Source organism: Microlunatus ginsengisoli, assembly GCF_039537205.1.
GTDB classification, from domain to species: Bacteria; Actinomycetota; Actinomycetes; order Propionibacteriales; family Propionibacteriaceae; genus Microlunatus; species Microlunatus ginsengisoli.
In genome coordinates, this window is record NZ_BAABAB010000015.1 from 45,339 (window position 1) to 58,042 (window position 12,704).

The 12,704-nt window shown below is 70.6% G+C and carries 14 protein-coding genes; 5 read left to right on the forward strand and 9 right to left on the reverse strand.

The genetic code is table 11. The features are described from left to right. Positions 1 to 112: 112 nt before the first annotated feature. Positions 113 to 1,096, forward strand: a complete 984-nt coding sequence (locus tag ABD747_RS10770; protein ID WP_344804266.1) for a LacI family DNA-binding transcriptional regulator — start codon at positions 113 to 115, stop codon at positions 1,094 to 1,096. 19 nt (positions 1,097 to 1,115) lie between these two features. On the opposite strand, the gene ABD747_RS10775 is transcribed toward ABD747_RS10770, so the two are convergent. Genes ABD747_RS10775 through ABD747_RS10785 form a run of 3 tightly spaced genes read right to left on the reverse strand, consistent with a single transcriptional unit; the run spans position 1,116 to position 2,825 of the window. Continuing rightward, a complete protein-coding gene (locus ABD747_RS10775) occupies positions 1,116 to 1,553 on the reverse strand; it encodes a TIGR03668 family PPOX class F420-dependent oxidoreductase (protein WP_344804268.1) in 438 nt (145 codons plus the stop codon). A gap of 41 nt (positions 1,554 to 1,594) precedes the next feature. Continuing rightward, on the reverse strand, positions 1,595 to 1,936 hold the full coding sequence (locus ABD747_RS10780) for a hypothetical protein (RefSeq protein WP_344804270.1): 342 nt from the start codon (positions 1,934 to 1,936) through the stop codon (positions 1,595 to 1,597). 52 nt (positions 1,937 to 1,988) lie between these two features. Then, positions 1,989 to 2,825, reverse strand: coding sequence for a serine/threonine protein kinase (locus ABD747_RS10785; protein ID WP_344804272.1), 837 nt, complete (start codon positions 2,823 to 2,825; stop codon positions 1,989 to 1,991). Positions 2,826 to 2,980: 155 nt separating this feature from the next. Between ABD747_RS10785 and ABD747_RS10790 the strand changes: the two genes are divergently transcribed. After that, positions 2,981 to 3,910, forward strand: a complete 930-nt coding sequence (locus ABD747_RS10790; protein WP_344804274.1) for a S1C family serine protease — start codon at positions 2,981 to 2,983, stop codon at positions 3,908 to 3,910. 15 nt (positions 3,911 to 3,925) lie between these two features. Here the strand turns inward: ABD747_RS10790 and ABD747_RS10795 are convergent, their stop codons facing one another. Both ABD747_RS10795 and ABD747_RS10800 read right to left on the reverse strand, forming a co-directional pair. After that, complete coding sequence (locus tag ABD747_RS10795; RefSeq protein ID WP_344804276.1) at positions 3,926 to 5,059, reverse strand: serine hydrolase domain-containing protein; 1,134 nt, start codon at positions 5,057 to 5,059, stop codon at positions 3,926 to 3,928. 81 nt (positions 5,060 to 5,140) lie between these two features. After that, complete coding sequence (locus ABD747_RS10800) at positions 5,141 to 5,638, reverse strand: metallophosphoesterase family protein (protein ID WP_344804278.1); 498 nt, start codon at positions 5,636 to 5,638, stop codon at positions 5,141 to 5,143. Positions 5,639 to 5,760: 122 nt separating this feature from the next. Between ABD747_RS10800 and ABD747_RS10805 the strand changes: the two genes are divergently transcribed. The 3 genes from ABD747_RS10805 to ABD747_RS10815 all read left to right on the forward strand — a co-directional run bounded on the left by ABD747_RS10805 (position 5,761) and on the right by ABD747_RS10815 (position 9,961). Next, positions 5,761 to 6,363 (forward strand): GNAT family N-acetyltransferase, encoded by a 603-nt coding sequence (locus tag ABD747_RS10805; protein ID WP_344804280.1) that lies wholly within the window; start codon positions 5,761 to 5,763, stop codon positions 6,361 to 6,363. Positions 6,364 to 6,367: 4 nt separating this feature from the next. Further along, positions 6,368 to 7,192, forward strand: coding sequence for an LLM class flavin-dependent oxidoreductase (locus ABD747_RS10810; protein WP_344804282.1), 825 nt, complete (start codon positions 6,368 to 6,370; stop codon positions 7,190 to 7,192). A gap of 153 nt (positions 7,193 to 7,345) precedes the next feature. Beyond that, positions 7,346 to 9,961, forward strand: coding sequence for a glucosidase family protein (locus tag ABD747_RS10815; RefSeq protein ID WP_344804284.1), 2,616 nt, complete (start codon positions 7,346 to 7,348; stop codon positions 9,959 to 9,961). 249 nt (positions 9,962 to 10,210) lie between these two features. Here the strand turns inward: ABD747_RS10815 and ABD747_RS10820 are convergent, their stop codons facing one another. The 4 genes from ABD747_RS10820 to ABD747_RS10835 form a co-directional block, all read right to left on the reverse strand. Further along, positions 10,211 to 10,561 carry a YciI family protein gene (locus ABD747_RS10820; protein WP_344804286.1) on the reverse strand — a complete coding sequence of 117 codons (351 nt, stop codon included), beginning with the start codon at positions 10,559 to 10,561 and terminating at the stop codon, positions 10,211 to 10,213. Beyond that, a complete protein-coding gene (locus tag ABD747_RS10825) occupies positions 10,561 to 10,998 on the reverse strand; it encodes an SRPBCC family protein (RefSeq protein WP_344804288.1) in 438 nt (145 codons plus the stop codon). Before ABD747_RS10825 ends, ABD747_RS10820 begins: the two co-directional genes overlap by 1 nt. A 67-nt stretch (positions 10,999 to 11,065) precedes the next feature. Next, positions 11,066 to 11,392: an ArsR/SmtB family transcription factor gene (locus tag ABD747_RS10830; RefSeq protein ID WP_344804290.1), complete on the reverse strand. Its 327-nt coding sequence runs from the start codon at positions 11,390 to 11,392 to the stop codon at positions 11,066 to 11,068. Between the two features lie 53 nt (positions 11,393 to 11,445). Beyond that, on the reverse strand, positions 11,446 to 12,704 hold a 1,259-nt coding region (locus tag ABD747_RS10835; protein WP_344804292.1), incomplete at its 5' end, for a peptide MFS transporter.

Sequence of the window (12,704 nt, forward strand, 5' to 3'; positions counted from 1 at the left end):
GACGGCTGCGGGATGCCCCTCAAGATAACGCGCGTAATCAGCATGTGGCAAGCTGTCTTGTGTGAAAGATTCGGATACCTCCGGGAGTCGCCGGACCGACCAGGGCGTGCGGATGGCGGACATCGCTCGCCGTGTGGGGGTGTCGCGTGCGGCCGTGTCGTTCGTGCTCAACGACCGACCGGACGCCCGGATCTCCGACGAGACCCGGGAGCGGATCCTGCAGGCCGCGAGCGAGCTGGGCTACCGGCCGAATGCCGGCGCGCGCGCACTGGCGGCGCGCCGCTCCGGGCTGCTCGGCATGGTCACCGAGATCGTCACCAGCTCGTTCGGCCCGGGCGCCGTCCGCGGTGCGCAAGACCGGGCCTGGGGTGCCGGGATGTTCTTGATGATCGCGGCCAGCGAGGGCCGTCAGGAGCTGGAGGTGGCCGCCGTCGAGCGGCTGCTGGAGCAGCGGGTGGAAGGTCTGATCTTCGCGTCCGGGCCACACGAGGCAGTCACCGTGCCGCCGGCCGCCGCCGAGGTGCCGACGGTGCTGCTGCACTGCTTCGATCCCGACGGGGCGCTGCCGGCGGTGATCCCGGACGAGCAGGGGGGCGGCTACGCGGCCACCCGCCGGCTGCTGTCCGCCGGGCACCGGCGCATCGGTCTGGTGAATGTCGAGGCCCACTCGGTGGCGGCACGAGGTCGGCTGGCCGGCTACACCCGCGCGCTGGCGGAGCAAGGGATCGCGCCGGATCCCGAGCTGATCACCCACTCGCCGGCGGACTCGATCGGCGGCTGGTCCGCGGCGGTACGGCTGCTCGACCTGCCGCGGCCGCCGACGGCGCTGTTCTGCTGCACCGACCGGATGGCGATGGGCGCGTACGACGCGATCAAGGAACGAGGCCTGCGGATTCCCGACGACGTGGCGGTCGTCGGCTTCGACGACCAGGTGATCATCTCGGCCTATCTGCGCCCGCCGCTGACCACGGTTGCGCTGCCGTTCGAGGAGATGGGTGCGCGTGCGGTGGAGGTGTTGCTGGCGCGGCTCGCCGGGCAGGACGTACCCGATGTGACCGTGGTCGACTGCCCGCTGGTCGAGCGGGCCTCCGTCTGAGGAGTACGCGTCCGCGCCGTCAGCTCGACGGCGGATTATCGGTGCCGGGATCGGCGGCCCAACCGGTCCAGCGGATCACCCGGACGGCGATCAGAGGTCCGATCGGTTCGGCCAGCTCCGCGTACTGCGGATATCGACCGGTGAGCGCCGCCAGCGCGTCCGGCGCCGTCGGCGCCTCTTCGATCGTGGCGACGCCGTCGGCGCGTACCCACCACAGCGTCGACCAGTCGGCGGCGTAGTGGTCGACGAGCAGCGCGCACCGCGGATCTCGTCGGAGATTGGCCAGCCGCTGCAGCCGGCGGGTGCGCTTCGGCTTGCCGTCGACCGCCGTATAGACGACGTCGCCGACCAGCGCGAACACCACCGGGACGAGGTGCGGGCGCCCATCGGCACCGACCGTGGCCAGCCGGGCCACCGGCCGGGCGGCGAATCGCCGCCTGCACTCTGCCGGTTCCATCTCGACGAGTGTGTCAGGACCCGCGCCCGTGGTCGACCCGGTCAGTGCCCCGATCGCCGCAGCGCCCAGACGAGTGCCGCACTGCCCCCACCGATGAACAGGCACAGCCACAGTGCGGGGCGCCGGCGACCCGCCGCCAGCGCGGCGCCGGTCGACGCGTGGGACAGCGCGGAGCCGGCGGACTGGTTGCTCAAGACCGCACCGGCGCTCAGCGACGAACCGATCGAGCCGATCGACGCGAACGAACCGATGCTCGCGACCGAGCCGACCGAGCCGAGACTGAACGCGGAGAGGACGGAGTCGGTCGATCCGATGGACAGGATCGATCCCCGTGACCACAGCGACCAGCGGCTGCCGTCGCGTTGGTGCCCATGCCGGCTCATTCCGGCAGCCTAGACGTCAGCTCCGCCGGCGCAGTCTCCGGCCCGGATCCGGCTACGGGCCGTGTTTCAGGGCTCGTGCCATCTCGTCGGCGTCTTGAAAGCGCTCCTTGCGGTTCGAGCTGATGGCGGTCTTGATGACGTCACGCAGCACGAGGTCGGTCGGCGTCAGACCATTCACCGCTGGCTTCTTCACACCCGCGACCACCTCGACCCCGGCGAGCAGGGTCATGGCCAGGAGCCCGATCTGATACAGATCATCGGCAGGTGTCCAGAAGGCGGTGACGTTCGGCGGCTTGAACGCCGCGTTGTACGCATTCGCGCGCACTCCCCGATGCAGCCGGGCCATCGCGGCAATTCCGAAGTCGCCGAGCTTCAGTGTTGATCTCGGCCCGAGAAAGACATTCCCGGGCGTGATGTCGCGATGGCTTACTCCGTTGACATGCAACTGGTCGACGGTGGCCAGCAGGAGTCTGATCTCCCGCCGTACGCGTGCTTCCGGCCAGGCCGGCTCGTCCGGCCTTGCGCACCAGTCAGCAACGGTGCCCTTCGTCATCAGTTCTGAGGCAAGAGCGAACAGAATCGTCCGACGCTTTCGTTGCCGCCCCGACTCCCAGATGAAGGGGAAGGCATCGTGGACCCGAACGGCTCGCGGGGAGTTGTGCAGGAACTCACCGAGGAAAGCCTCGCCGTGCCAGCCGCCGGAATCGCGGGTGACTTTCAGGCAGACGACCTCCGTCGGTTCCCCGTCCACCAGCCGCGATGCCTTGAAGGCGGTCCCGAATCCACCCTTCCCGAGCCGGTCTCCGAGCAGATAGACGTCCTTCGACAGCGGGTTGCGGATCGTGGCGCCTGTGTCCAGACCTGCGGGAAGGTTCGTGGGGGCAACCATGGACCAAGAATTTACGCGGACGTGAGCGATCCCTGGCCGGCCGTCGGGAAACGCCGCGTGGGAGCCGATCGGCCGCCCGCAGGCAGCGAGGACCCGACCCGTCCGCCCAGAGCGGAACGGGGAAGCGCGCTGCGATCGCCCGCCGTTCGGCTGGCATGGACACCGAGCAGGAAGCGCTGGACGCGTACTCGCGGGTCGTCACCGGCGTCGCCGAACAGGTGCTGCCGAGCGTGGCGAGTCTGCGGGTGCGGACCCGGCGCGGCGAGGGCGCCGGCAGCGCGAGCGTGCTGACCGAGGACGGCTACCTGCTGACCAGCGCGCACGTGGTGGAGGGCGCCGGCCAGGCCGAGGCGGCGTTCGTCGACGGGACCGAGGAGGACGTGGACGTGGTCGGCCGCGACCAGCTGTCCGACCTGGCGGTGCTCCGTGCCCGCGGGCCGGTTCCGCCGCCGGTCCGGCTGGGTGACGCGAGCCGGCTGCGGATCGGTCAGCTAGTGGTGGCGCTCGGCAATCCACTGGGCCTCGCCGGCAGCGTCACGGCGGGCATCGTGTCCGGGTTGGGCCGGTCGCTGCCGACACGTCGCGGGCGGGTGGTGGACGAGGTGATCCAGACCGACGCCGCGCTCAATCCCGGCAACAGTGGCGGCGCGCTCGCCGACAGCCACGGTCGGGTGGTCGGGGTGAACACCGCCGTCGCCGGGGTCGGCGTCGGGCTGGCGGTGCCGATCAACTCCACCACGAACCAGATCATCGCCGCGCTGATGGCGGGCGGCCGGGTGCGTCGGGCCTGGCTGGGCATCGCCGGTGCACCGGCCCCGTTGCCGCCGGCGGTTCGGGCCAAGCTGGGCCGGCGCAGTGGCGTTCGTGTTGCTCAGGTGGTCTCCGGCAGCCCGGCCGAGGTCGCCGGCCTGCGATCGGGCGACATCCTGGTCGCGGTGGGCGGCCAGCCGGTCGTCTCCACCACGACCGTGCAGCAGCGGATGGTGGCCGACGCGATCGGCCGCCGGGTCGAGATCACCGTCTGGCGAAACGGCGCCCTGGTCGACGTGATCGCCGTGCCGCGGGAGCTGACCGAGGACCCCTGACCGGGCCCGGTCGGGTCAGAACGCCGCCCGCGCGGGATAGAGGGCCTGGAACGCATCGAACAGCTGTCCCAGGTCGTCGTCGATCTCGACCTGGGTGAGCAAGATCCCGACCGTGCCGTCGGGATCGACCCAGAAGTTGGTGCCCTGCCCGCCGGACCAGCCCCACCGACCCCGTCGCGCGCCCGAGGTGGAGACCCCGACGCCGAATCCCCAACCCATCTCGTCCCAGAAGCCCGGGAAGAAGCTGTCCGGCTGCTTGGCGGCGGCCGGAACCTGATCGCTGGTCAGCAGCCGGACGTGGTCGGGGGCGAGCAGCTGGATCCCGTTCCAGCTGCCACCCTGCTGGATCAGCCGGATCACCCGGCGGTAGTCGCCGAGGGTGGAGACCAGCTCGCCGTGACTGACGTCGAACGGCGGGCCGGCGTAATAGCTGCCACCGGCCGGCTCGGTCTCGACCAGTCCGTGCTCACCGTGCCGGTAGGCCGCCGCGAGCCGGTCGAGCTTGTCCGGCGGCGCCCAGAAGCCGGTGTCGCTCATCCCGAGTGGCCCGAACAGATCGTCGAGCAGATGATCGGCCAGCGGACGACCGGCCACGCGGGAGAGCAGGATCCCGAGCACCGCGAACGAGTGGTGATAGCGCCAGCCCTCGCCGGGCTGGAACGCCAGCGGCAGCTCGGCCAGCAGGGCCAGCCACTCGTCGGCGCCCGGCGACACCGGTTCCGGGCCGGCCTCCGTTCCGTTCGCCGCCATCGCCGCCTGGAGCGGCGACGGGCTCAGGATCATGCCCCAGCCCGCGGTGTTGGTGAGCAGGTGACGCAGCGTGATCTCGCGCTGCGCCGGAACGGTGTCGTCCAGCTCGGCCGCCGGCGTTCTCAGCACTCGGCGATCGGCCAGCTCGGGCAGCCACTCGACGACGCTGCGATCCAGCTCGAGCCGGCCGGCCTCGACCAGCCGGAGCGCCGCGATCGCGGTGATCAGCTTGGTCATCGACTGGATCCGGACGATCGAGTCCTCCCGCAGGGGTCTCCCGTCCGGGGCCGCGACACCCAGACACACGATCTCGGGCTCGTCGGCTCCCAGCAGGGCGACCGCGCCGGGAATGGTGCCCTGCTCGACATGGCGCCGCAGCAGCTCGGTGAGCGGGGTCATCCTCCGACTGTTTCACATCGCCCAGCTGCACATCGCCCAGCTGCACATCACCCAGCTGCACATCGCCCAGCTGCACGTCCCTCAGCGCAGCTCGACGATCTCGGCGGACACCAGCCGGCCGTCGTCGATGATCAGCTCGCCGAAGGTGCCGTACGGCTGGCGGCGCTTGTCCGTCGGCGATCCGGGGTTGAAGATCCGCAGCCGGTGGTCGTCGGCAACGTCCAGCGGGATGTGGGAGTGGCCGAAGACCACCAGCGCCGCGCCGGGGAAGCGACGGTGCAGCCGGAGGAGCCGCCCGTCCTTGGGTCCCGAGTCGTGGATCATCGCGACCGGGAGCCCCGCTGGCTCCAGCTGCAGCGTCTCCGGCGCACCCCAGGCGGCCACGTCCGGGCCGTCGTTGTTTCCTAGCACGGCCCGCACGGGCGCGTACGCCGACAGCTCGGTCAGCACGTCGGCGGTGCACACGTCGCCGGCGTGCAGGATCAGATCCGCACCGTCGAGCCGCTTCGCGAGCCCCGCCGGGCAGCGCTTCCAGAATCGCGGGGCATGGGTATCGGAGAGCACGACGACGCGCATCATCCGAGGATGTCAGACGTGCGCGATGTCGCCGATCGACCGCGCCCTCGCTCGATCGGCGATCTGCCACGTGCGAGGAGAGCACGCGAGGTCGATCGGCGACACGGGTGGTGGAGGATCGTCGCGTGGATCTGCCGTTTCGCCTGACCGAGCCGGTGCGCACCGAGCGCCTGCTGTTGCGCCGATTCGCGGCCACCGACGTCGACGAGCTGCTGCCGATCCACGCGGATCCGGACGCGGTGCGCTACGTGCCGTATCCACCGCGCGACCGGCAGGCCGTCGAGGACGTGCTGCTGCGCAAGGTCGCCAGCACGAGGCTGGGCCAGGACGGTGACCTGCTGGAGCTGGCCGCGACCCGTGCCGACACCGGTGCGCTGATCGGCGATCTGCTGCTGGCGCTGCGCTCGGTCGAGCACCAGACGCTGGAGGTGGGCTACATCTTCGCGGCCGCGCAGACCGGGCAGGGCTTCGCGACCGAGGCGGTCCGGGCCCTGCTGCAGCTGGCGTTCGGTCCGATCGGGGCGAGGCGGGTGATCGCCCGGGTCGACACCCGGAACGAGCCGTCGCGGGCGCTGCTGAGGCGGATCGGGTTCCGTCAGGAGGCGGAGCTGATCGAGAACGAGTGGTTCAAGGGCGAGCTGACCAGCGAGGCGGACTACGCGTTCCTGGCCCGCGAGTGGCCGCCCGCACACCGGCCGACGACGCCGCCCGATCGGCTGGCAAGGTGAGCGGATGAGATTCGGACTGGACATCGCGCAGCAGCGGATCAGCTTCGAGGAGGTCGTCCGGCGGGCCCGGGTCGCCGAGTCGCTGGGCTTCGACGGCGCCTGGGGGTTCGACCATTTCCAGCCGATGTACGGCGAGGGTCCCGGTGAGTGCTTCGAGGGCATGACCACGCTCGCCGCGCTGGCCGGGATGACGTCGACGATCCGTCTGGGGCTGCTGGTGACCGGCGTCACCTACCGGCACCCGTCGGTGTTCGCCGCCGAGGCGGTCACGGTCGACCACGCCAGCAACGGGCGGCTCGAGCTGGCGCTCGGCGCTGCCTGGGCGCAGGACGAGCACGACCGGTTCGGGATCCCGTTCCCAGGAACGGGTGAGCGGTTCGACCTGCTGGAGGACGCGCTCGAGATCCTCACCAGGCTGTTCACCGGCGACGTGGTGTCCTACGACGGCAGGCGGGTCTCGCTGCACGACGCCCGGCTGCGTCCGCTGCCGGTGCAGCGCCCGCACCCACCGCTGTGGATCGGCGGCTCCGGCCCGAAACGTACGCTGCCGCTGGCCGCGCGCTTTGCCGACGTCTGGCACGCCGGCGGCCCCGAGTACGCCGAGCGGTCGCGGCGGCTCGACCGGCTGGCCGAGGAGGCCGGTCGCGATCCGCGCAGCATCAAGCGGGCCGGATCGCTCTCGCTGTCCCAGCCGATGCCCGCGATCCGGCGGGAGATCGAGCAGCGGATGGCCGGCGGTGTGGACCACTACCTGGTCTGCGGCTGGCCGGGGGAGGGTGTGGACCAGGTGCAGGAGTTCGCCGAGACAGTGCTGCCGGACTACGCCTGACGGTCTTCGGTGGTGTGACGGTGTTCGGTGGCGCCGACGGCGTTTGAGCGGCATCACGGCGGGATAAGCACGGCTGGGTTGTCTTGTCGGGGATGGTAGGGGAGGCCCGCCGAGGCGGCACCGATCGCGTTCACCGCCGAGCCGGGAGGGCCCATGAACCGACGTCTTGCCGTCGCCGCCACCGTCACCGGATTCCTGGCCCTCGCGGTCAGTCCGGCCTGGGCAGAGCCGGCCGCGCCACCAGGCGCGACACCGGCCAAGGACGCCTCGGCCCGCAGCGCCGAGTTGTCGGTGACGAACCGGCTCGCCGACCGTCGTGAGGTCGCCGCCGGCACCCGGGCGTACTCCCTCGGGTTCGAGGACGGTCGCTTCTACGCCAACGGCTGGCACATCACCGGCGAGATGGGCGGGATCTGGACGCCGCCGGTCAAGCTCCTCGACGGGGTCTGGTTCGGCCTGGACGGGCAGTGGATCGGGCCGGCGACGAAGTTCACCAGCGGCTGGGGCTACACCAGCTACGACCTGCCGACCACCGCCGGGCTGGCGGTCAGCCGGACCGACGTCGCGCCCGACGGCCGGCGCGGGGTGCTGTTCGGGCTGACCATCCGCAACCCCGGCAAGGCGCGCACCACAACGCTGGCCGTCGACGCACACTCCGAGCTGATGGGTCAATATCCATGGGGGTTCGACGGGATCACCCCCAACGCCAGTGACAACCTGCCGGACAAGGGCAGCTTCGACGGTCAGCGGCTGGTCTTCACCGACGACGGCGCGCTGCCCGGTGCTCCGACCCACCACTACGCGGCGGCGGTCGGCACCGCGCTCCGCCCGACCAACGGCGTGGTCGGCGACGGCCACTGGGGCCCGCAGCCCGGTCATCGCTGCACCGGCACCGAGACCGGCGCACCGAGCGATCCCAAGCCGTCGGCCTGCGACGACGGCCCGTTCGGCAAGGGCACCGGCGGCCGGCTGACGTACGACGTCTCGCTGCCCGCGCACGGCTCGCGGACCGTCTGGCTCGGCGTGGCCGGCTCCGATCAGGGCAGCGGGCAGGCGCGCTCGGAGCTGGCCAAGCTGCTGCAGAATCCGGCGAAAGACCTGCGGGTCAAGATGAACAGCAGGCAGGCGCTGGCGGATCGCACCCAGCTCCAGCTGCCCGATGACCCGGCGATCGCGCGGGCCGTGGACTGGGGCAAGCAGAATCTCGCTGATCTGACCCTGCAGGCCCGCGACCTGCAGATCCGCTGGACCAACCAGGGCAAGCAGTTCCCGGCCTCGCTGGGCACCGTCGACAAGGCGACCTGGATCGGCGCCGGCTATCCCGACTATCCGTGGATCTTCGGCACCGATGCCGAGTACACCTCGTTCGCCGCCGTCACGGTCGGCCAGTTCGACGCGATCAAGGGGCACCTGAACGCGCTCCGAACGATCTCCGACCTGCTGAACGACCGTTCGGGGGTGGTCACTCACGAGGTGGTCGCGGACGGCTCGGTCTACTTCGGTCACGACTCGCGGACGACTAACGCTGACGGCACGACGAGCTATGACTTCAACACCGACGAGACGGTCAAGTTCCCCAGTGCGGTCGCGCTGGTCTGGCGCTGGACCGGCGACCGGGCCTTCCTGAACGCGAACTACGACTTCACCAAGCGCAACCTGCACTACGTGGTGAACAAGCTGGACGCCGACGGGGACGGCTGGCCGGAGGGTCTCGGCAACGTCGAGCGGACCGGGATGGGCCCGGAGAAGCTGGACAACACCGTCTACTTCATCCGCGGCCTGTACGACCTCGCCGACATGGCGCAAGCCAAGGGCGACCGGGCGACGTACCGGTGGGCGACCGGGCTCGCCACCGACCTGCGGAACCGCTTCGACAAGACCTGGTGGTACGCCGCCGCAGCCCAGTACGCCGACTCCCTCAGTGACGACAACACGCAGTCGTTCCAGAAGCACTGGATCGGGCAGACGCCGATGGACGCCGAGCTCGTCGTCGACGGCCAGACGGTGCCCGGCCTGGCCCCGCGAGGTCATGGGACCACGGCCCTCGCCGGTCGCCAGAACGACTGCTTCAGCGGTTCGCGGCCGCTCAACCGCGGGCTGTTCCACACCGGCTGTGGCGGCGGTGCGAACGGGCAGGGCGAGAAGGTGATCTTCGGGCTGACCACGTCGATCCAGTCGGTCGGCGAGGGGAACTACGGCCGGCTCGACCGAGATCAACAGGGCCGCTACACCCACGCGCTGGCCGAGACGATGTTCGGTGAGCCGGCGACCGGCGGCACCCCGGACGAGCAGCCGGGCGCCATGCCGGAGATCTTCCCGTCGCCGGACCAGGGCGCCAACATCGACCGCTGCTGGACCTGCCGCTCGATGTTCATGCAGGCCTGGGGCAACTACGGCACGGCCTGGCCGGTCGTCCACCAGTGGCTCGGCGTACGGCCGGATCTCGGTCGGGGCCGGTTGAGCGTGGTGCCGCAGGTGCCCGACGACCAGAACCGGGTCGCGGGCCGCAACATCCTGCTCGGCAAGGGATCGGTCGACGTCGCGGCGTCGCGAGCCGGGACGGTGTACCGGACCGAGATCACCACCCGCCGGCTCGGCGGCGACACGATCTCGATCGGCCACACGCTGCCCCGGAACGCCCGGATCGCCTCGGTCCGGCTGGACGGCCACGCCGCATCGTCCTACCAGGTCCGGACCACCAACCGCGGCCTGGAGCTCACCGCGCGGGCCGGCGCCGGACACCACACCCTGGTGATCACGACCCGCTGACCCGACCCTGGCCGGCCCGCCCCGGGGCGACCCGCGCCCGGCGGGCTCGCCCGGGCCAGCTGACCGAGCCCGGCGGGCTCGCCCCGCCGACACCGCACGGCCGGCCCCCGGGCGCCCGCGCCGCAACTTCGCGCGCTTTCGACCCTGTTCGCTCGTGAAGCGGGTCGAGCGAAGTGGGTGGAACTCGCGCGAAGTTGTTCTGGGAGACGGGCCCGGGGCGAAGCGGGTCGGCGGGCGCCGGGGAGCGGGTCAGCCGAGCACGTCGGCGACCGAGCGCGGCAGCGTGCCGGGACCGGCGACGAGCACCCCGGCCGGCACGCTCCAGCCCACGCAGTCGGCGACGAAACGGCCGGCCAGGACCGCCGGATCCTCGGCCATCAGAGCCTCGGCCTCGGCCGCCGCGCAGTTCAGGACGGCGAAGCCGCGGACGTGACCGGCCGGGTCGCCGGCCGGACCGGCCGCCAGCAGGATCCCCCGGTCGTGCAGCTCGGCCAGGTGCGCGAGGTGGGCGTCCTGGGTCGCGGCCTCCTGCTCCGGCGCCATCGGCGCCCAGTTCGGCGGCCGGACCAGCCGGACGACGACGTACTCGTCGAAGGTCATCACTCGAGCGGCTCCCCGGTCTCCAGCAGGGTCTTGAGCCCGCTCACGATGAAGCTCCAGCCGCGTACGCTCTCGGCCGTTCTCGGCGAGCCGGCCAGCTGGTCGTGGACGACCGTCAGCTTGGTGACCTCCGGATGGGCTGCGTCGACCTCGACGGTCCAGGTCACCCGGCTGGACGGCTCGGCGGCGAGCTCGGGGTCGTACAGGCTGCGCCAGGTGTGGGCCAGCAGTCGCGGCGGGTCGTACGCCAGGATCTCGTTGTCGCCCCAGAGCTGGCCGGCGGGACCGAACGAGCGGTACTGGGAGCCGACGTCCCAGCTGGTCTCCACGACGCTGCCGTGGAAGTAGTGCCGGCGGAACTCGTTGCTGGTGATGGCGTCCCAGACCTGCTCGGGGGTCGCCTTGATGTAGGTGACGAAGACCAGCGCGTCGGTCATCGGCAGGGCCTCTCGGGAGTGAGGTGGGATTTGGGGCGACAGTGCGGAGCGCGACGATCGACCACCGTCATGGGGACTCCAGCCGGTGCTTCAGCTCGCTGAGCGCCGCAACCGGGGCCTCGGTATAGCGCGAGATCCAGCGGTCGTGGATCAGCCGGATCGGGACCGGGTTCAGCTGGTGCAACGTGTTCCGGCCGCTCTTGCGGGTGGTCACCAGACCCGCCTCCACCAGGACCTTCACGTGCTTCATCACCCCGAACCTGGTCATCTCGCTCTGGCCGGCGACCACCTCCTCGAGCTCGCGCAGGGTGCGCCCGTCCCGTTCGTGCAGCGCGTCGAGGAGTCGTCGGCGGGTGCCGTCGGCCAACGCCTTGAACACGAGGTCGTCGTCCATCACCGACGACAATAGGTGACCAAAAGGTCACATGTCAATGGCTGGCTCGGGCCTCAGCGGACGCCCTCCATCAGCCGCTCGATCGGCCGCTTCAGCACGAACAGCGCCACGCCGATGACGATCGCCACCCCGCCGAGCAGGCTGAAGTACGTCACCTGGTCCTGGTCGGTGTAGTAGCCGGCCAGCACACCGGCCATCGCCGTGCCTAGCGCGACGGACAGGAAGAACAAGGCGACCATCTGGGTATGGAAGACCTTCGGCGCCAGCTTCGTCGACGCGGACAGGCCGACCGGTGAGAGCAACAGCTCGGCGACGGTGAAGACGAACAAGACGCCGATCAGCCCGAGCAGCGGGGCGCTGTTCGGCTCGGTGCTCGCCATCGGCAGGAACAGCAGGAACGCGACGCCCATGATCACCGTGCCCAGGGCGAACTTCACCGGCGTCGAGGGCTGCCGGTCGCCGAGCTTGGTCCAGATCGCCGCGAACACCCCGGACAAGATGATGATGAAGATCGGGTTGATCGACTGCACCCAGGAAACCGGCATCTCCCAGCCGAACAGGTTCCGGTCCAGCTGCTTGTCGGAATAGATGGTGATCACGGTGAACTGCTGCTGATACAGCGCCCAGAACGTCGAGCTGGCGATGAACAGCGGGATGAAGGCGATCACCCGGTGCCGTTCCTGGCCGGTGATGTGGTGGCTGCGCAGGATGATCACGAAGTACGCGATCGCTGCGACGACGGTGACGCCGACGACGATGTTGGCCAGCCGGTCGGCCTGCAGCACGCCGGTCAGTGCCAAAATCGCGATCACTGCCACGACGGCGACACCGACGATGATCGCGATCTTGCGCTGATCACGCGGCAACGGGTTCGCCACCGCCCGGGCCTCGTCGGTGAACCGCTTGCGGCCGATCGAGTACTGGATCAGCCCGATCGCCATCCCGACCGCGGCCAGGCCGAATCCCCAGTGGAAACCAAGGGTCGACTGCAGCAGGCCGGTCAGCAGCGGTCCCAGCAGGGCACCGAGGTTGATGCCGAGGTAGAAGATCGAGAAACCGGCGTCGCGGCGCGGATCCTCGGGCGTGTACAACGTGCCGACCAGCGAGGTGGCGTTCGCCTTCACCCCGCCACTGCCGACCGCGATGCAGACCAGGCCCACACCGACGCCGGTCAGTCCCGGCAGCAGCGCGAGGGAGAGGTGCCCGAGCATCACCAGGCAGGCTGCGTAGAACAGCATCCGCTCCGGACCGAGCAGCCGGTCCGCCAGCCAGGCACCGAGGATGGTGGACAGATAGACCAGGCCGCCGTACG

Excerpts from the sequence above, each read along its gene's own strand:
- ABD747_RS10795 (WP_344804276.1), bottom strand. The coding sequence starts at position 5,059 with ATGACCCCGCTCACCGAGCTGCTGCGGCGCCATGTCGAGCAGGGCACC.
- ABD747_RS10775 (WP_344804268.1), bottom strand. The coding sequence starts at position 1,553 with ATGGAACCGGCAGAGTGCAGGCGGCGATTCGCCGCCCGGCCGGTGGCC.
- ABD747_RS10785 (WP_344804272.1), bottom strand. The coding sequence starts at position 2,825 with ATGGTTGCCCCCACGAACCTTCCCGCAGGTCTGGACACAGGCGCCACG.
- ABD747_RS10770 (WP_344804266.1), top strand. The coding sequence starts at position 113 with ATGGCGGACATCGCTCGCCGTGTGGGGGTGTCGCGTGCGGCCGTGTCG.
- ABD747_RS10830 (WP_344804290.1), bottom strand. The coding sequence starts at position 11,392 with ATGGACGACGACCTCGTGTTCAAGGCGTTGGCCGACGGCACCCGCCGA.
- ABD747_RS10820 (WP_344804286.1), bottom strand. The coding sequence starts at position 10,561 with ATGACCTTCGACGAGTACGTCGTCGTCCGGCTGGTCCGGCCGCCGAAC.
- ABD747_RS10825 (WP_344804288.1), bottom strand. The coding sequence starts at position 10,998 with ATGACCGACGCGCTGGTCTTCGTCACCTACATCAAGGCGACCCCCGAG.
- ABD747_RS10790 (WP_344804274.1), top strand. The coding sequence starts at position 2,981 with ATGGACACCGAGCAGGAAGCGCTGGACGCGTACTCGCGGGTCGTCACC.
- ABD747_RS10780 (WP_344804270.1), bottom strand. The coding sequence starts at position 1,936 with ATGAGCCGGCATGGGCACCAACGCGACGGCAGCCGCTGGTCGCTGTGG.
- ABD747_RS10810 (WP_344804282.1), top strand. The coding sequence starts at position 6,368 with ATGAGATTCGGACTGGACATCGCGCAGCAGCGGATCAGCTTCGAGGAG.
- ABD747_RS10800 (WP_344804278.1), bottom strand. The coding sequence starts at position 5,638 with ATGATGCGCGTCGTCGTGCTCTCCGATACCCATGCCCCGCGATTCTGG.
- ABD747_RS10815 (WP_344804284.1), top strand. The coding sequence starts at position 7,346 with ATGAACCGACGTCTTGCCGTCGCCGCCACCGTCACCGGATTCCTGGCC.